This window comes from Caballeronia sp. GAFFF2 (assembly GCF_023631485.1).
Classification (GTDB): domain Bacteria; phylum Pseudomonadota; class Gammaproteobacteria; order Burkholderiales; family Burkholderiaceae; genus Caballeronia.
Genome location: NZ_JALQDA010000015.1, coordinates 141,641 through 160,170 on the forward strand (window position 1 = coordinate 141,641; position 18,530 = coordinate 160,170).

General features: G+C 56.1%; 12 protein-coding genes. 7 read left to right on the plus strand and 5 right to left on the minus strand.

Annotation, left to right across the window (positions count from 1 at the left end; all coding sequences use genetic code 11):
- Window positions 1-181: 181 nt before the first annotated feature.
- The 4 genes from NCT04_RS11290 to NCT04_RS11305 form a co-directional block, all read right to left on the minus strand.
- Window positions 182-757, minus strand: a complete 576-nt coding sequence (locus NCT04_RS11290) for a nuclease-related domain-containing protein (RefSeq protein WP_250465427.1) — start codon at window positions 755-757, stop codon at window positions 182-184.
- Window positions 758-2,251: 1,494 nt separating this feature from the next.
- Window positions 2,252-3,286, minus strand: coding sequence for a hypothetical protein (locus NCT04_RS11295; protein ID WP_250465428.1), 1,035 nt, complete (start codon window positions 3,284-3,286; stop codon window positions 2,252-2,254).
- Between the two features lie 792 nt (window positions 3,287-4,078).
- Window positions 4,079-4,735, minus strand: a complete 657-nt coding sequence (locus NCT04_RS11300; RefSeq protein ID WP_250465429.1) for a hypothetical protein — start codon at window positions 4,733-4,735, stop codon at window positions 4,079-4,081.
- Between the two features lie 1,402 nt (window positions 4,736-6,137).
- On the minus strand, window positions 6,138-7,418 hold the full coding sequence (locus tag NCT04_RS11305; protein ID WP_250465431.1) for an integrase domain-containing protein: 1,281 nt from the start codon (window positions 7,416-7,418) through the stop codon (window positions 6,138-6,140).
- Between the two features lie 1,269 nt (window positions 7,419-8,687).
- On the opposite strand from NCT04_RS11305, the gene NCT04_RS11310 reads away from it, so the two are divergent.
- The 7 genes from NCT04_RS11310 (at window position 8,688) to NCT04_RS11340 (ending at window position 16,740) form a co-directional block, all read left to right on the plus strand.
- Window positions 8,688-10,112, plus strand: coding sequence for a UbiA family prenyltransferase (locus tag NCT04_RS11310; protein ID WP_250465432.1), 1,425 nt, complete (start codon window positions 8,688-8,690; stop codon window positions 10,110-10,112).
- Window positions 10,113-10,115: 3 nt separating this feature from the next.
- The gene (locus tag NCT04_RS11315; protein ID WP_250465434.1) at window positions 10,116-11,429 is read left to right on the plus strand and encodes an FAD-binding protein; all 1,314 of its coding nucleotides are present in this window, start codon (window positions 10,116-10,118) and stop codon (window positions 11,427-11,429) included.
- A complete protein-coding gene (locus NCT04_RS11320) occupies window positions 11,426-12,166 on the plus strand; it encodes an SDR family oxidoreductase (protein ID WP_250465436.1) in 741 nt (246 codons plus the stop codon). Before NCT04_RS11315 ends, NCT04_RS11320 begins: the two co-directional genes overlap by 4 nt.
- A 146-nt stretch (window positions 12,167-12,312) precedes the next feature.
- Window positions 12,313-13,251, plus strand: a complete 939-nt coding sequence (locus NCT04_RS11325; RefSeq protein ID WP_250465437.1) for an NAD-dependent epimerase/dehydratase family protein — start codon at window positions 12,313-12,315, stop codon at window positions 13,249-13,251.
- Between the two features lie 11 nt (window positions 13,252-13,262).
- Entirely contained in the window at window positions 13,263-14,546 is a 1,284-nt protein-coding gene (locus NCT04_RS11330; protein ID WP_250465439.1) for an NAD(P)/FAD-dependent oxidoreductase, read from the plus strand.
- On the plus strand, window positions 14,543-14,965 hold the full coding sequence (locus NCT04_RS11335; protein ID WP_250465441.1) for a GtrA family protein: 423 nt from the start codon (window positions 14,543-14,545) through the stop codon (window positions 14,963-14,965). Before NCT04_RS11330 ends, NCT04_RS11335 begins: the two co-directional genes overlap by 4 nt.
- A 134-nt stretch (window positions 14,966-15,099) precedes the next feature.
- Window positions 15,100-16,740, plus strand: a complete 1,641-nt coding sequence (locus NCT04_RS11340) for a hypothetical protein (RefSeq protein WP_250465444.1) — start codon at window positions 15,100-15,102, stop codon at window positions 16,738-16,740.
- A gap of 125 nt (window positions 16,741-16,865) precedes the next feature.
- Here NCT04_RS11340 and NCT04_RS11345 read toward each other — a convergent pair whose 3' ends face one another.
- Window positions 16,866-18,497, minus strand: a complete 1,632-nt coding sequence (locus NCT04_RS11345) for a hypothetical protein (RefSeq protein WP_250465445.1) — start codon at window positions 18,495-18,497, stop codon at window positions 16,866-16,868.
- Window positions 18,498-18,530 lie beyond the last annotated feature (33 nt).

The window sequence follows — 18,530 nt, forward strand, 5'->3', positions numbered from 1 at the left end:
TCAGTCTGATAGCGGATATTGATGTCACGGAGCGGGCGGCTCGAGCGGCGGTTGCCGTTCGAGGGCGATAGAGCTCGGTTGGCCCGACGCCGCACCACGGGCAACTTTCGAGGGTTGGCTTGGTTTTCACGTTGCTGCCACAGCGCTGCGATACAACGAAACAGCGATTCGGGCGCCGGTATCACGGGCGCGTGCGCCTGCGAGAGCAAGACCAGTCGATATGGGAAGCGACGTTGTCCGCATCTAAGTAGCGCCGATGCGTTGCACGAAAGCGGTTCAACCTCATGCGCAGGAAGTAGTGCAAGTCTGGCAGGGTCAAGACGCCATCCGGCACGGTCGGATGCAGGCTGCAGCCCGCTTCGCCTAGAACGGCGATACTCTCGACCGGACAGTCGTGTTGAGCCAACACGCAGCGCAAATGCCGCACGGCCGGCTTCGTTCGGCGCAGCGGCGACGTATGAATCGTTATATCGCCGCGGTCATCGACAACGGCCAGTTCATCTTCGTTGGTGCCCGGTTTGACCAGGCCCGTCCAGTGGAAGTGGTTCAAGATGAAGACGCCAAACGGGGTTATCGCGAGGCAATCAACCTGTGTTGTCGGGTTCTTGGTGCCCGGTGCATGTTCGAGTTCGATTGAATGACGCACATGCGCCCAGCCATCGCACGCATGCTGAAAGATCGGCGCAATGCGCATCAGCAACGCGCGGCTCACGCGTTGACGGTTTTTCGCTCCGTTGGTCGGGTCTTTCCTTGTCATGCGGGAATGGCTGAAGGTTTCGTCAGCGGCGCAGGCTGTCTCGTTCGGTAGGTCGTGCGTCGGCATTCCGTCGTGGTTGTGCTTTCTCACTTAGTCCCTCGGCTTTCGTTCATGGGATGGACTTCCAAGAAGAGTCATCGCATGCCACTGCGATCTCATTTGCAAGTCACGCCGCCTACCGCGCCGCCACGTCTGTCGGCATAGCTCGACCGAGCGTCATTGAGTGAGGCGAGCGGTACTAGGCGAATAAGAAGGTGGGTAGGTTGTGTTACGGAACCACCGCCGGGCGAATCTACGCGCACTGACACTCGCGCGGCTCGCTCTGCAGCAGCAACCTTCGCAATGCCGCGACGCGTTGCTGCTGAGTTGGAATGAGGCAAGTTTTTCGCTCGATTCGCTCGAGCCGTGCGAGCCAATAAGACTGAGGCAAATACTCAGGTAAAAACGGGCCGTGAGTGCCAGTGACGTGACGAATCATCGCTTCAAGATGTCGGATTTCGGTGTCCGCGCACCGCGCGGGTAGACGCACCGTCGGGGACGGTACGCTGAGGGCGGGCGGACTTATTAATCCTGCTAGGCGTTGCCGGAGGGAATGCCCGGGCGCGACGCGCACTGGCGTGTGAGTGCGTTTGCGTTCGGACGGGTGTTCCGTCGAACCGCGACTATCAATGAGTCTTGCTCGTTGGGGGGAATACGCGTGGCGCAAACGTTTCTGTATTGGCATGTCTGCAATGGATTTGGTTGGGACAAATCCAGCATGCCTACTCCCGTGAAAAGTCAAGGCAACGCCTCGGCTTGGCGACAGACGTTTTCAGGAAGTCGAAATGGCGCCTGCCAAGCGCGGTAGCACACAGCAGAAAGCCCTCGCCTTATGAATTGATCGTCGAAACGACGCGATAAAAGGATGCCGTGCCATGCCAAGGCTGCCTTCCCTAAGAGCGTACAAGGAACGTGGGCCGCGCTTAGCAGTTCGGCGGCGTGCCCGACGTTGCTTCGAAAAAATTGCTCAACGCACTTCTTGCTTGACGCACGTTCCGAAAAATAGATACGCGATGACTTGCTCAGAAGGCCAAAATCCTTCCATTGTCCCAATGGTGTGATAGTCTGGGATCGACAAGCGCCGCGCGCCATCACTACACCGTTAGCATAACTACATTCTAGACTGCGCACGGACCGTTCGGCACCGTGGTAGACGCCCGAGAGGTTGATGACGTAGAGCGCAATATCAGAGGGTGGTTGCGAGTTACATGAATCCACGCGCCTTCTCCTGCGGATATCGAGCTACGACGGCAGCCATTGAGCGGGGGATGCGACAAATTGTCGGGCAACACACCGATCTCGCGAACGATTCGAACGCAAGCGGAGATGGACGCGGGTTCGTCAGCCGCCAAAGCGACGGCGAGGACGGGTGTAGCCGCTTCTTGTGCCTTTGCGACAGCGACCGCGCGCGAAGCCGCTAGGCCAGCCGAGGTGAGTTCGTTGCACCGAAAGACCCTACCCTCGAAGCACGCCGGATGGATCAGGATGGACCTGGGCGGAAGGGCGGAATGTACTTGGCAGCCGGTCTACAAAAGGCAAAGCCGCGCGCTGAGTGCTACGTATTCCGCGCATGAACGCAACAAACTCCACATCTGTGACACGCTTCTTCAAGACCTTGCAGATCGCCTTCTCGATCTCGCGGCGGTATCTGAGAATCAATTTCGGATCTTTACATTCGATAACAAGCCGGTTCGCACCTCGTCCCTTCTTGATTTGGATACGCCTGAAGGAGCTCGCCGGCCGAATATTCTCGTCGTTTATTTCGGACAAGATGTTGTCGGAAGTGCGCCCGCCTACGTCGTACATAGAGTCCTTAAATCGCGCCCGCGAAAGTAGTTCGTCAAGGCCGATCTCGCGCTTGAGCGCAAGCAGTTTTCGGCCGACCGAAAAGGTCAACGCTTCCTCATGGAATAGATGGCGGATCGCATCGGGCAGCGCCCGGATGGCAACGGCGTCGCTGATGTTGCGTCGCGGTGTATGCAGTGTCTTCGCGCATGCACTGAAAGAATTCCATTCTCCTTGTGTCACCCCTAAGTGATAGCGGTCAGAGATGTTTTTCGGGAGATTTAAGGTGCGGGACACGATCTTCTCTGGATTTTGTCCAGACCATCGCAGCATTTTTTTCGACTCCAGTGCTTGCCCTTTGACGATACTCAACACCGTCTTTTTAGAGTGTTTTGCGCCGGAAGCCCCACTTTGCTCGATACGGCGTAGGACCGTGCTAAGGCCATCGCGACGGATCGCGTAGCTAATAACGCGGACTGTATGGCTGCTGATGTCGATGTTATCTTCGAACAGGTCAATAATCCTTTCAGGGAGTTCGTGAAGCTGCATCGCCATTGACAGGTCGCCTTGACTGACGCCGAGCGCATTCAACGCGCCAAGTTGTGTGGTCCATTTTCCTTCAGTTAGTCCTTCGCGATAAAGCTGCGCGAGGCGCAAGCAACTTCGACGGCTGATCAATCGATACGGCCTTTTTGGACGGCTCATTATGGTCTCCTTTGGATCAAGCGACCGGATCATTGCATACTGGAAGCATCAATGCGCAACTAATTTTTCCAATTAAATTCGGAATTCCATAATCAAAGGCGAAAGGCGCTTAAAATCACGCGTCTTTCGCTTCGAACCGGTGAAAAGAGGTATAAACCCGCCCTTTCAACTGATGTCAGTCACTGCACTTCACTTCAAATAGCCCGACGCAGGTTGACGCGGACGCAAAGCGCTCGTATTAGTCTGTGGGTGCGAGCGATGGCTTTACGCATGCAGCTTGCACTCAGCTACGAGTCGCGTTAGATTTCGCCAACTGCAGTTCTCAAATGGCACGCTTGTATCGTAGCGGCGCTGTCACAGCCCCCTCCGCTTTCGTCGTTGCACACCCCCACTTCTCAAGTTGAACCGTAAGACCTGGGCTGAAAGAGTTCATCCGGAGAACGCCCCTTCGCTCGCGCTCGCGCGGGCTCCAACCCTGTGATTTCAAGCGGGTAAAGAGCGAATATTGCGAAATCGCCTCGGTGCACTCAGACGTTCAAATTTCGCATCGGCAGCTTACAAATTGCTTTTTCACACGCATGTGGCCGCATAAGATTCTTGGGCGGGATGCAAAAAAGTTCCAAATGCCCGCCGTGTTGTGACTGATGCCACCGTCCCGGCGGGGCCTCGCGCATCTGGGAGCTGATGCAATGGTTGGGCAGTCGACCGGTGGCGGGACTGCGCCGATCGAAGCAACCGACTTGGCCAACCATTGCGCGCACGGCTCTCGTTAGGCGCCAAGCCGGCCCATACCTACGCCTCAGCCACTTCCTTGTCCCAATCACGACACCCCTGCCGGATGCGTGCACTGATCTGGTTGACATCGAAAAAGGACCACTGCACCCCAACGAACGGCGCATACCTTTGGCGCAGGAACTGGTCGAGTTCGTGAAGTTTCATAATTGAAGGGGGAAGGTCGAAATCGATTTTGCATGCGTCCTCGGTTGTAATGGCGATGGCCTCGACAGGGCACTTAATATCGGCCAATAGCGCGGACAGAAAATGCACGACTGGCGCGGCTTGCCAAAGGGGACAGCGAATGGCGTGCTCCGTGGCGGACTCGGTGACGAGCAGCTCATTTGCTTTTGTCGTCAAGCTTAGCGTTCCGACCGACCGAATGTGCGTGATGACGAACACCCCGAAGCGAGTAACAGCCACGCAGTCCGCGCCTGCCGCCCCGCCGGAGAATCCGAGGCTGGTCTGAACCATCATGTGTTCGAGCAATGCATAGCGGTTGAGCAGCAACGGAGCGAAGACTGCGCGAAGCTTGCGTGAGAAGTCGGCGTATTCGCGCCGGCGTTGCCTAAGCGACGGTTCCTGTTGGTAACCCTCGGGGTACCCTAGGTACGCCTGCGTTGGAAAAAAGGCGGTAGGCTGCGTTTGCGCGTGCGAGCGGGATCGTCTTGACATTGCAAAGCTCCAGGTCTGCGGTGGTCACTAGGTTTCGATTTATCGTTTCGGGTGCTGCAGAACCAATCTTAGGTTCGACGTCGCGCTTCAGGAGTTCGCAAAGGCCACGATTTCGTTAGCTCTTTCAATAAAAAGGAAGAAATATCGCTCGTCAGGCTTGCATGCCGCTCGAAACGGTCTCGAGGCGGGATGTACGTGCAGTGCGCACAGGTCTGCGTAGCGCAAACGTGACGTTCAACGCGTCGCAAATGACCGTCGAAGCGAGTGAATTGCTGGCGTCAACCAAATGTGCTCAACCCTTTCGATTAGGCCCAGGCTCTGTTTGTCACGTAGGCCGGCTCACGCGTGTATAGCCGTATGTCCTCGTTGCTTACGCTGCTGAACCTGCGGAAACGTGCTCATTGAATCGCCGCGGTGTGTTCCGGTCGTAACACTTCCTGGAAACGTTATCGGAAGTTTCGAGTTTGAAACGGATGGCGTTTTTGGGGCGATCCGCGAGATTCAAGCAGGCCTCGCTCTTTCCAAGAAGTCGCTGGCGCGGGCAGACTTTTCATGTAGCATTCCTTATCAATTCGACGGACGAGTGGTGGACGTCTTGACGGTGGAGTCGTCCTCGGGCACGTTCCCCGGTTAAAAAACTGGCGTCGGTTTGTCTGTTTGCGGATAAATGCGTTGTCTGGAACAAGCAGCCTTGACGGGGTCACGCTTTGCGCTGCGGAAGTCGCGGTATCAAGGCATTGTCACTACGCTTGTCTAGGTCTAGTGCCGGGGAATTTTGTTGGCCAATATAGTGCAAGGTAGACCATACCTTCGCGGGTGGTGCGTTTTGTTCTTAGCCGACGTCCTTAGCTTGGCGGGCGGCTAGCAACGTGAGCCGCGGTTGTTTGGCCGCGAGCAACGCTCTCCGGAGAGCGTCCCGTTACGTTTCTTCGGCCGAGGCAACCGATTGAATGCAAGAGTAAATTTGCCTGTTACAAAAACGTGCCGAATATTCACCTCCCCATTTCGGCAAGCTTTCACATCGTGAAATGACTCTATTGGGTGGGGAATGGTCGCTTGCGAGTCAAAGGAATAGCTGTGCACGAGAACTTCGACGGGAGCAAACGACACGCTCTTAGAGACGCACCTACACGGCATGTTCCGATTCGAGCATGGCCAGGCGATCCCATAAGCATCGAGTTCATCGAAATCCGCGGCAAGCGCGTTGGTGACACTTTGGCCGACTACCACCGACGACGAGTGACACGGGGTGTGACCAAGCGTACAACATCTTCGTAGCTTGCGCAGAGTCCTATGCTGATGATTGTTCATCATGACCACCGTCGACCGTCAACTGCACCTCGGGGCTGGAAGCCGTCGCGGATGATGACGACCGCGACGTCGTCGGATGGCGACGGCAAACCTACTCGGCGAGCAGTGAAAGCTGGTCCGGTGTGGCGTTGTTGATCGTCAGAGCCAACGGTGGATCTTGGAAGACCTCGTTGGGCGCGGATGTCGGCAGTGCTTCCGTTTCGGCGACGTATGCGGGCGTTACAGTTGGCATCGGGCCGCCTTTTGCAAGTATCCGATAGAGCGCCTGCCGTGAGATTTTCAGGCGCTTTGCCGCCTCCGATTTGACGCCGTTCGCCGCATCAAGAGCCGCGATCGCCTGCTCGAAGGTCACCACAGGTCGCGACAGGCGCTCCGCCGTCGCGAAGGTCGAGATGTAGGCCGTCGCCTTCGCTGCAAGGCTATGCCCCGCGGCTTCGACCAGCTGTTGCATGGCCCTTTGATGAAGTTCCGGATCGGGCCGATGATCGGGCAGTTTGATCGGCGCCGGCACCCCGGTTATATCCTCGTACATCTTCTGGAGGTAAGCGTGGCGCAGTCCGTGCACCGTGACGCCCAAGCCGCTACGCGTGATGCCCTCTTTCTGGAGGACGTGATAGAAATGGCGGTACCACCGCTTGAGCGACCATGGCTCCGGAATCATTGAGCCGGTGCGCGGATTTGCGAGCCTCGCTGCACGGATAAGGACTTCGTATTGCCATTCAGCATCGATCGGCACGAGCCGGGGCCTGCCGCCCTTCGTGCCATCGATGACGTGAAGGTGGCCCGAAACGCGCAGGCATTGCAGTGGCCGCAGGAGCATGCTTTCTTGGGCGCGCAAACCGAACGTCGCTTGCAATTCGACTTGAATCGCGACCCACCGATCATGCTCGCAGAGACGGGAGATGACTTCGTTGACGTCAACGTTAGCCGCTTCCCAGGATTTATCTTCCTGCGCGACGTAATAGCGGCGATAACCGTCGGGACGCTTGATGTAGTCATCGACGGTGCCCACGAGCTGGTGCTTTTTCATCCAAGCGGCAAGCGTGCGCCAATAGGTTAGTTTGTTCTCGACCGTTCCGGGTGCCTGGTCTTTTTCGGCGACCCAAAGCTTGACCAGATAGGCGATGTGTTTTTCGGACAGGTTCCAAGGCGACTGCAATGCGAAGCCGCCCTTGCGTAGTTCGCGAAAGCCGGCAATCAGATGCCGCACGCGATAGCTCTGCGTCTTGATGGAGATTGCGTTCGACGTCACGCGCGTCGTGCTATGGGGTTTCGAAAGGTGCCGATTGAAGAGTTCGGCGAGCTCCTTGGTGAGCCGCTGAGGCAGCCCCGCATTGTCTAACAGGGGTGAAAAATTGAATTGGATCTTCATGGCCGTCGCATCAAAGGCGACGTTCTCACCTATCAGAAGAACGTCCCGGGTTGTTGGAATACTGCACGCTTTGCTTTCCGGGATCTTAGAGATCAGATTTTCGATTCACCCGGCGCAGGGAAGCACTGCCGCCTGATGATCCATGCGCCGGGACAAACCGATGCATGGCTACTTGACCGCGGGCGTAAGCCCGTCGAGCCAAGCAATTCCTTTTGCGCTTTTTTGTATCGGCAGCGCGAGCCGACAGAATGGGATATAGAAATCTGCACACACGGTGCAAATGATTTCCCGTCTTGCGAGCTTGTTCATCACGATCGCCTCGATTTGGAACCGCGCGAGTCAAGCTTGGCGAGAGTCGCCTTTGACGAAAGGCATAGGTGACGTTCGCACTGTCCGTGCGAAGTTGTTCTCAGACGATGCGGTACTGCCTATCGCTCGATCCGCCAGTGCCGATGCGGTTCTGAGCGAACTCAGTCTACAACAGGCATCACGTGGCGTTATGGCAGGGTCACTGCGGAGGGAAAAAGTTGCATCGGACGGACGCTAAGATAGAAATAGAGCGCTGGGCACTCAGGTCGATGCGTCAATGACGCGGATAGGTAATAGGATGATGCGGGTCTTTTCTAGTCAAAGCGCCCGCAAAGCTCACTATTTTTGTACGTCTTTCGGCCGTTTCTTTCGACGTGCGCTATTAGAGAAAGCTCGTGCAGCGCTAAGTCGACCAGTCCGTGAGCCTTTCATTAAGCTTCATTGTTGCCTGACTAAGCCTGGAAACCCCTCGCAACACGCCGGAAAGCGTCGCGTGGTCGAAGGTGCCCGGTTAAGTTTGCATGGCGTCCGTCTTGGGTTAAACAACCATCGGAAAGGCGCCTGCGTCGTGCCAACCAAGCTGAGCGGCCGCTGCGTGGGTTAGTCTTGTATGATACGGCCAGTGCACCGATTCGAACTGCAGGCGCCGGTTTGCCGGATGACTCCGACTTCGTGTGGGCAAAAGCGGCGTCCCACTGAACGGTGGCACGGGAACATTGAACCATGTGATCTAAGCTTGAGCTGATTTCTGCGATCAATGTCCGGCGGCACGCGGGACTCACATTATGAAGAACAACTTTTGCGAGATCTCAACTTGGGGATGTCAACCGATTCAGTTTGTCTTTTCTCATGCCCAAAAGTAGAGTAGCACCCGCGTGACATGTCAAAGGCACCCTTGGCCTGTTTTGCTGCAAGCAACAACGGCTTTTCTCCATATTGTTGGACTCAAAATCGATTTGAATGCGCGATAAACCGATTGTTGTTGATCTTGACGGCACGCTAATTCGTTCAGACTTGCTCGTCGAAAGCGGTTTCGCGTTTTTGAAGGCCGCTCCGCACCGCTTCTACGAACCGGTTGCCTGGCTGTCGAGTGGTGGGAAGCCAGCGCTTAAATCACGTCTTGCAAACGAAGCCCACGTAGACGTGAAGGTCCTCCCCTACGATATGCAAATAGTTTCTTGGCTCAAAGAAGCGCGCGCCGCCGGCCGGCCGATCGTGCTCGCTACAGCGAGTCACGAGCGCTTCGCTGCGGGCATCGCAGAGCATCTCGGAATCTTCGATCGGGTTTTTGCGACCAACGAACAAGTGAACCTCTCTGCGGCCAAGAAGCGCGATGCGCTTGTCGCTGCCTACGGCGAGAAGGGCTTTGATTACGTCGGCAATTCGCATGACGACGTGCCCGTCTGGAAAGCGGCGGACCGCGCTTATGTGGTCAATCCGCTGCCCGGCGTCGAGCGCGCAGCATACAAGCAAGGCAACGTGGAGCGCGTGTTCCAGAACCGCGCGCCGCGCCTGAGGGTTTGGGCGAAATCGCTGCGCCTGCATCAGTGGCTCAAGAACATGCTGATCTTCCTGCCGCTACTCGCAGGACATTTCGCGAATGATCCACATCGCGTACTAGTCGCGCTGATCGCGTTTATTACTTTTGGCATGTGCGCGTCAAGCGTCTATCTGCTCAACGATCTGCTGGATCTTGAAGACGACCGGCATCATCCAGTGAAGAGGAAGCGTCCGCTCGCCTCGGGCGCCATGCCGCTAATGTCCGGCCTCGCGCTCACGCCCGTGCTGCTTTTTGTCGGATTTGCGATGGCCTTCGCTTTGCTGCCCTGGCGCTTCTCCGCGGTCTTGGCGGGTTACTATGTGCTGACGCTTGCCTATTCGATCGTGCTGAAGCGCCGCGTGATGGTCGATGTTGTCGTGCTAGCTGTCCTCTACACCATGCGTATCGTCGCCGGCACTGCGGCGATCGGCGCGCAGCTCACCTTTTGGCTACTTGCCTTCTCGATGTTCATTTTTCTCAGCCTCGCGCTCGTCAAGCGTTATGCCGAGCTGCATTCCATGCGCGAACGCGGGCTCGTGAAGACGCGTGGCCGGGGCTACGTCGCGAGCGATCTTCCACTAATCGCGTCGCTCGGCACGTCATCGGGATACCTCGCAGTGCTCGTGCTCGCGCTCTACATACAAGATCGCGGGACCATGGCGCTCTATCGACATCCGCAGATCATCTGGCTCGCTTGCCCGCTTCTGCTTTATTGGATCAGCCGTACCTGGATCATCGCGCATCGCGGCGGCATGAACGACGACCCGATCGTGTTCGCTGCCAAGGACCGCACGAGCAACGCGGTCGTTGCGCTGTGTGGCCTGATCTTCTGGCTGGCCATCTGACCTATGGCAGAACTCCTGTCCTGGGGTCGTTATCCAAAAGCTCCGCAAGAGTCGCATTCCGTCGCCTGGCGCGACATGACCGCGCGCGTGCTGCAAGAAGCCGCTGCAACGGGGAGCACGCTCGCTTTTGGCAACGGGCGCAGTTATGGCGACAGTTGCCTGGCTGTATCAGGACAAGTCGTGCATATGCTGCCGCTCGACCGCGTAATTGCGGCCAATTGGGAAACCGGCACGTTGCGCGCTGAGGCAGGTATTACGCTCGAACAGATTCTCGAGATCGCCATTCCGCGTGGCTGGATGCTGTCGGTCACGCCCGGCACGAAGTACGCGACCTTGGGCGGAGCGATCGCCAACGACGTGCACGGTAAAAATCACCATGTACGCGGCACGTTCGGCCGGCATGTGAACGCTTTCTCGCTTTTACGCAGCGACGGCACGGCGAAGGAATGCTCGCCCTTGTCCAACGCCACGCTATTCGAAGCGACTATCGGCGGGCTAGGGCTGACGGGCGTCATCACGTGGGCGGAAATTCGCCTGATGCCAATCCGCTCCAGTCTTATCGATGTGACGAGCATTCGCTTCGCCAATCTCGACGAATTCTTCACGCTTTCCGAGGAACTCGATGCGAAGCACGAATATAGCGTCGCGTGGATTGACTGTCTGTCGACCGGCAGCGCGCTCGGGCGCGGCATTTTCATGGTCGGCGATCATTCGATGCACGGCGTGCTCGAGGTCGATCGCCGCAAGAAGCACACGGTGCCGATCACGCCGCCCTTCGCGCCGATCAACGGCCTGACGCTGCGCGCCTTCAACGAACTTTATTTTCGTCGTCAGCGCGGCGACCGCGTCTGGTCGCGCGTCGGCTACGACGGCTATTTCTATCCGCTCGACAGCCTGCTTCAGTGGAACCGCATTTACGGCCGAGCCGGGTTTCAGCAATATCAGTGCGTCGTGCCAACCGAGCAGTCGCGCGACGCGATTCGCGCGATTCTGCAGGCCATTTCGGCAAGCGGGACGGGATCGTTTCTCGCGGTGCTCAAACGCTGCGGCGACGTCGTCTCCCCCGGAGTGCTTTCGTTTCCAATTCCCGGCGCTTCGCTTGCGCTCGACTTTCCGCAACACGACGCGCGTAACGAGCGACTCTTTGCCACACTTGACCGGATCTTGCGCGAAGCTGGCGGCCGCATCTATCCCGCGAAGGATGCGCACATGCCAGGCGCGGATTTTCGAGCAGCGTATCCACGATGGGAAGAACTGGAAGCGCTGCGCGATCCGGTTATGCTGTCGCGCTTCTGGGAGCGAGTCACCAAATCATGAAGAAGATTGTCATCATCGGCGCGACGTCCGCCATTGCCATTGCTTGCGCACGCGAGTGGGCGGCCAAGGGCGCGCGCCTTTTTCTTGTCGCCCGAAACGGCGAACGGCTTGAACAAGTGGCTGCGGACCTCACTGCGCGCGGCGCACAGCTTGTGTCGTGTTACCGGCTAGATATCGACGACCTCGATGCGCATGCCGCGATGCTCACGCAGTGCGTCGCTGAGCTTGTCTCGCTCGATATCGTGCTGGTTGCGCCGGGCACGCTGCCCGATCAGAAGGCCTGCGAAACCGATGCCGCAGTCGCGGTGCGTGAGTTCAACACCAATGCGGTGTCGCTGATCGCGTTGCTCACGCCGCTCGCTAATGTGCTCGAGGGTCAGAGGCACGGTGCACTCGCAGTCATTTCATCGGTGGCAGGCGATCGCGGGCGCCCATCGAATTATCTATACGGCAGCGCCAAGGCCGCGCTTTCCGCGTTCCTCGAAGGATTACGCGCGCGTCTCTTCAAGGCGGGCGTGTCTGTCTTGACCATCAAGCCGGGCTTCGTCGCCACGCCGATGACTGCGGGTCTGCCGCTGCCGGGCCCGCTCGTCGCTACGCCGGACAAGGTCGCCAAGGATATCGTCCGGGGTATCGACGCGAAGAAGAACGTGATTTATACGCCGTGGTTCTGGTGGGGGATCATGGCGATCATCAGGAACGTGCCGCAGTTTTTGTTCAAGCGGGTGTCGCTGTGACGGGTCTGGCAGTGCCGGCCGCCGCTGACTCGAGGCAGCCCGTTCGAGGATCAGCGCCCGTCAAGGAGCGTTACTCGCTCGCGTTAGAATGGCGAGTTCGATCGGCAAGGCCGCGACTTTTCAAGTTTTACTAATCGAGCAAACGCATGAAGCAAACCCGCATCCTTCTCCCTGGTGGCGCTGGCCTCGTGGGCCAGAATCTCGTCGCGCGTCTCAAGGCTCAGGGATACAACAATCTCGTCGTGCTCGACAAGTTCCGGGAAAACCTCGAAGTATTGCGCCAGACTCATCCGGATGTCTTGGCAATCTACGCGGATCTTGCGGAACCGGGCGAGTGGGAGAAGCATTTCGAAGGGGCTGAAGTCGTGGTCATGCTGCAAGCGCAGATTGGCGCGCCGACGCTCGAGCCTTTCATTCGCAACAACATTACTTCTACGCGTCACGTGCTGGAGGCTATCGACCGCTACAAGGTGCCTTACACCGTGCACATCAGCTCGTCCGTGGTGAATTCCGTTGCCAAGGACTTCTATACCGATACCAAGCGCAAACAGGAAGAAACCGTGCTTGCGTCCGGCATCGACTGCGTGGTGCTGCGTCCCACGCTCATGTTCGGATGGTTCGACCGCAAACATCTGGGGTGGTTGTCGCGCTTCATGCATCGCGTGCCCGTGTTTCCCATTCCGGGAAGCGGCAAGTACATGCGGCAACCGCTGTACGTCGGCGATTTCTGCAATGTGATCATCAGTTGCATCGAGTCGCGCATAAAGGGCGCCGCTTACAACATTTCGGGCCTCGAAGAGGTCGACTACATCGACATCATTCGGCAGATCAAACGTGCGACCCGAGCGCGCTGCGCGATTGTGAAGATTCCCTATAGACTCTTTGCGGTTTTGCTCAAACTCTGGGCGCTGTTCGACAAAAACCCGCCCTTCACGGCAGATCAATTGAAGGCTCTCACGGCTGGCGATCAGTTCGAAGTGATCGACTGGCCGGACATCTTCAAGATTCGTCCGACGCCGTTTGCCATCGCAATGGACGAGACCTTTAACGATCCCGTGTATAGCCACATCGCACTCAAATTTTGAACTTGCAGAACATGAACGACGAGCGAATTGCAGTATTGGGCGCGGGACCAATGGGCCTCGGCGCCGCCTACCAACTGGTGAAGGATGGCCGCAGGCCGGTCATCTTCGAAGCGGACGATCGCGTCGGCGGTATGGCTGCATGCTTCGACTTCGGCGGTTTGTCGATCGAACGTTACTACCATTTTCATGCGATCTCAGACCATGCTTTCCTTAAGGTCCTGGACGAACTCGGTCTGCAGGACAAGATGAAATGGCGCGAGACGAAGATGGGCTATTTCTATCAGAATCGTGTGCAGGCTTGGGGCAACCCGATCGCCTTGCTGAAGTTCAAGGGACTAAGTTTCACAGCGAAGTTTCGCTATGGACTCCATGCATTCCTTTGCACCAAACGCAACGACTGGAAATCGCTTGACAACGTGGAGGCGACTAGCTGGATTCGCCGCTGGATTGGGGAAGAGGCTTGGGAAGTTTTGTGGCGAAGACTCTTCGACTACAAGTTTTATGACCACGCGTACAATCTTTCGGCTGCGTGGATTTGGAGCCGTATCCGGCGCATAGGGCGCTCGCGCTACAATCTCTTTCATGAAAAGCTCGGCTTTCTCGAAGGCGGCTCGGACACGCTGCTTAAGGGCATGCGTCGCTATATCGAAGCCAACGGCGGCGAGTTCCGGCTTGCCACGCCCGTACAAAAAGTCGTAATCGAAGGTGGCAAAGTCACAGGCATCGAAGCCGGCGGCGCGTTCCACCCGTTCGATAAGGTTATTAGCACCATTCCGCTTCCGTATGTTTCTAGAATCATGCCTGATCTACCGCCGGCAATTCTTGATGCCTTCGAAAGCAAGAAGAATGTTGCGGTGGTATGCGTGATCGCGAAACTAAAGAGGGCTGTCACTGAGAACTTCTGGCTCAACACGAACGACCCGGAAATGGATATTCCCGGGATTGTCGAGTACACGAATCTGCGGCCACTAGACCAGCATATTGTATATGTTCCGTTCTATGTACCGGGAGAGCATCCGAAATATCAGGAGCCGGACTCGGCGTTCATCGACAAGGTGAAACGTTATCTGATGAAGATCAACCCGGCGCTGCAGGCGGATGATTTCATAGAGGTTCGAGCAAGCCGATATCGCTTTGCACAGCCTATTTGCGAGCCAGGCTATCTAGACCGACTGCCTCCTATCCAGCTACCGGTTGAAGGACTGCTCGTCGCAGACACGTCGTACTACTATCCCGAAGACCGCGGAATCTCGGAGAGTATCGATCTGTCGCGTCAAATGGCCAGAATGCTATGACGCGCACCCATACCTTGGTGACGAAGGCGTTTTTTTCGCGCGAATTTCTTATATTCCTACTGACAGGTGGCTTTGCGGCTGCTGTCAACTGGGGCAGCCGCATTGTGTACAACATCTGGATGCCCTATTCAGCCGCAATCGTGGTGGCTTATGTTACCGGAATGATTACGGCGTTCATCCTTGCAAAACTTTTTGTATTTACGAGCAGTTCGCAATCGACAGGACGGTCGGTTTTTTTCTTCGTGCTGGTGAATTTTGTAGCGGTACTACAAACTTGGGGAGTCAGCGTGGCGCTCGCCTACTATTTCTTCCCTTCAATTGGTTTGCATTGGCACGATAGAGATATAGCTCATCTGATCGGTGTGGTCGTTCCGGTTTTCACTAGCTATTTGGGGCACAAGCGCTTTAGTTTTCGTTAATGAGCCCCGTCGCTTTTCATCCGGTCGGTGGAAACGGACCAACTGCGAGGGAAAAGCGAACTTGCAACAGTCCAGCAGGGCATCAACATATCGATGACTAGTCCGCTGCACATTAGAAACAGCTAAGGAGTCTAATGCCGCGTCTGCTGCCTTTGTGGGCCGCTTTTCTTGCGATCATCATCGTCCTGACCTCGGTCTACGGCGGATATCACTATTATTCGCCAATTCCTTTTTGGGACCAGTGGGACGACTATGTCGGCTTGTTCCGTAGAATCGAGCAAGGACAGTACAGCATCTTCTGGGCTCAGCATATGGAGCACAGGCTCATACTGCCGAGAGCCGTTTTTCTTCTGGACATTCTTCTGTTCGGCGGCTGGAACATATTCGATATCGCCGTTGTCTATGCCTTGTTATTCGGCATTGCGCGCATCTTCTGGAACGAATACACGCGCGGACGCGCGCAACACTACCCGCGTTTGATGATTGGCTCGCTGATCGTAGGCTTTCTCCTCCTATGGTGCCAAAAAGAAAATTTGACTTGGGGGTTTCAGGTTCAGGTGCCGGCCATCTACCTGTTCTCACTTCTCGCTTTCGCTGAGTTTTCGAAACTTGATAAGCGCGCACTGCGTGTTTGCCTCGCTGTCGCGTTCGGAATTCTCGCCACGGCGAGTATGGGCAATGGGCTAGTCGCATTCTTCGTTATGGCGATTCAGGGACTTATCCAACGTCGCCCGTGGCGCGAATCTACCATTACCGCTATTGTTGGTGCTGCAGTCGCAACAATATATTTTCACAACTACATCAAGCCCCAATTGGAGATTGATCCTGTAGTGGCTCAGATAAGTTTCGCCCGAGTGAAGTTCTTCTTCATGTTTCTGGGCAGTCCCGCGTATTACGTCTGGGAAAATCTTTTCTTCAGCGCGAGCGTCGGAATCATGTTTGTGGTGGTGGGTTCGGTCACGACTGCATACCTGTATCTCGCGCGGGCAGTTACACCTTACCGGTCCTTCCTCATTGCAACGTTTGGAATGACGGTAGCTGGCGCGATGGGCGCCGCGAATAGTCGTTGGATGCTGGGCCTAATCGGCGCGTCCGCAAGTCGATATACAACTCCCGTGCTCATTGGCTACATCACGGTCATGTTATTGTTTTTCGATTTGGTCAAGACACGCAGCGCAAGAACAAAAACCGGAATAATTGCGCTGCTCGTGCTAACCTTCTTGGCTGGTGTGCAGCTCAAAGTCGGACGCGATAATGCTTACCTTTATGACTGGAAGCTTGCGGTCCTTGGACAGAAGATCGGCCTAGACCACCCATCGTACGATGGAATGATCTACCCGATGCATATGCACGACAATTACCTTTTGAATAGCGCGTATGCCGCGACGACTTCGATAGGTCCATGGGGCAGCGGGTGGCTGCACGATGCAGGCACCGTAAAATTCAATTCTGCGCAAGTTGATACCACTTTGTGCATGGGATACATAGATACTACGTCGCCCGATGGCAGCGGGACCGTCGCCACCGGGTGGATAGTGCAACGAAAACCCAACTGGCGACGTTCTTCTGCCCTGATCGTGCTAACTGACGCTGCCGGTCAGACGGTCGGCTATGGGGTCACCGGACAGAAACGGACTGATGTCGAAGCACAGGTAGGCGCTGTAGGGATGAATGGGGGCTGGACTGGATTTGCTCAAGGCCGAGCGAAAGATCTGAGCGCCTATGCGTATCTGGAGCGTAAGTTCTGTCCGTTGCAACGGGTCAGTCGCCGCTGAAATACAGATCGAAGCCATCTCGTACGGTGAGGCCGCTGACTTGAGCGTCTAACCTTCGAAAGACGTTTGTAGTTCACCGTACGACCGCGGTACGTTACTTGCCGGCGCGCGAATTTCGATACAGGTTACGCCGAACAGGCAAGTGACACGCCGTCCTTTCGCGGCTGTCCAATATAACCTTGAAAGCCCGACAACGCGGCATCGCGGCCAATCGCGTTTTCCACGTCCGGCCGGCTTGCACCGGTAAGCGCCGCGCCGGTGATGACGTCGTCGGACACGAAGTAAACCACGCGTGGCACCTTTTTCGTGGCAGCGTTGATTGCCCATCCTTGTACCCGGAAGTGGCGGGCGTCGCCGTCTAGCGGGGTGATAACATCCAATGACCCCTGACAAGTTTTCAACCCCATCGACTCCGGCGACTTGCCAAGCCCGTTCCGGATACTTTGTAATGGCTCACGGCCAAACACAGACTTCTTAACCTTGATTGTTCGTTCAGCGATACTTCGGACGCGATCAATACGCCACTGCTCGTCTTCCGGATACACCGTACTGATCATCTCCTTATCCGTCGCGCCCACAGTCAAAGCCAGCGCTGCCTGCATCCGATTCCAACGCTGCGCTTCACTGGAGATATTCAAAGTCGTTAACTGAAAGCCGAACAACATTACCGAAGTAGTCACGCAAAGCGTTCGCATGCCGCCAGCCATCGCTTCGCTGTCGCGGTAAAGATGAGCGAATGACATTATAATCGAGGCGAACGCAAGCAATGCAGGCGTCTCGTAACGACCGGCAAGTGCTGCACCTGCGCCTGCAAAGCCTCGCCCCATCGCCGCGCCAACGCTCGCAGCACCTATATAAGCCAAGAACAGGATCAAAGCGAGAAACAGTGGTTCCCGGCTTTTACCTGAAAACCACGCCATGACGAAAAAAACACCGCTTGCGATGACCGAAACACCCAGTACGAGTGCCAGCGGTTCGCTGTGGAAGATCCACATCGACGGTGCTCCTAAGAACATTAGGACGAAGTGAGCGATTTGTGTTGCCGAAGCGTGAGGATGTGGCTTCGGAATATAATTGTGTTGCCATAACGTCAACGTGATTGCAGTGATCGCAACCAGCGCGATCATTCGCTTTTTGGTCGATTGCCCGCTTATTGGGAGCATGGCGATTAACAAAAACGGTGCCAGCAATCCGTTGGCCATAGTGATGGTTGAGGCTTCACCTAGAAGAACGGACAACCAGAAGCACCACTCTTTCCGTGGATGTTTCAACCACTGAGCCATGGCGATAAGAGCGAGCAGCGGTACCAAATAAGCTAGAAAAAACTGACTTTGATAGCCCCATGTGATGTTCTCAGCCTGAAGCCAAGAGAAGCACAGGATCCCTATAAGGACTGAGCAGTAGAAGGCCAAACTACGCGAGGCTCCCATTAAAGAGTAGGCAATATGGACTAGGGCACTCCACAACATCGCCAGCAAAAGCAGGTTGACCACAATGAGGAATGCGTTAAATCCTCCGAATATCGTCCAGTCCACCCAAAATAGAATCTTCGAGAGAATGATGCGATGCTCGTTTGCCTGTTGAAGGAAAGCCGAAATTCCTGTCGATTCAGCATTTAAGTTGAAAGTGACATATCCATCCCACATGTCCCAAAAGGGCACAGGGGAAAACCACCTGTAAGCGCCGACTATCGTCGTCAACACGAAAAATAGCACAGGTGCAGTCCAGATCATGGTTCGGACGGAATACTTTTTCATTTGCGACTATTCATGGTTTTGGCGTGATGGGCA

Coding starts and splice junctions, on each gene's coding strand:
- NCT04_RS11290 (WP_250465427.1), bottom strand. CDS start 757: ATGACAAGGAAAGACCCGACCAACGGAGCGAAAAACCGTCAACGCGTG.
- NCT04_RS11295 (WP_250465428.1), bottom strand. CDS start 3,286: ATGAGCCGTCCAAAAAGGCCGTATCGATTGATCAGCCGTCGAAGTTGC.
- NCT04_RS11300 (WP_250465429.1), bottom strand. CDS start 4,735: ATGTCAAGACGATCCCGCTCGCACGCGCAAACGCAGCCTACCGCCTTT.
- NCT04_RS11305 (WP_250465431.1), bottom strand. CDS start 7,418: ATGAAGATCCAATTCAATTTTTCACCCCTGTTAGACAATGCGGGGCTG.
- NCT04_RS11310 (WP_250465432.1), top strand. CDS start 8,688: ATGCGCGATAAACCGATTGTTGTTGATCTTGACGGCACGCTAATTCGT.
- NCT04_RS11315 (WP_250465434.1), top strand. CDS start 10,116: ATGGCAGAACTCCTGTCCTGGGGTCGTTATCCAAAAGCTCCGCAAGAG.
- NCT04_RS11320 (WP_250465436.1), top strand. CDS start 11,426: ATGAAGAAGATTGTCATCATCGGCGCGACGTCCGCCATTGCCATTGCT.
- NCT04_RS11325 (WP_250465437.1), top strand. CDS start 12,313: ATGAAGCAAACCCGCATCCTTCTCCCTGGTGGCGCTGGCCTCGTGGGC.
- NCT04_RS11330 (WP_250465439.1), top strand. CDS start 13,263: ATGAACGACGAGCGAATTGCAGTATTGGGCGCGGGACCAATGGGCCTC.
- NCT04_RS11335 (WP_250465441.1), top strand. CDS start 14,543: ATGACGCGCACCCATACCTTGGTGACGAAGGCGTTTTTTTCGCGCGAA.
- NCT04_RS11340 (WP_250465444.1), top strand. CDS start 15,100: ATGCCGCGTCTGCTGCCTTTGTGGGCCGCTTTTCTTGCGATCATCATC.
- NCT04_RS11345 (WP_250465445.1), bottom strand. CDS start 18,497: ATGAAAAAGTATTCCGTCCGAACCATGATCTGGACTGCACCTGTGCTA.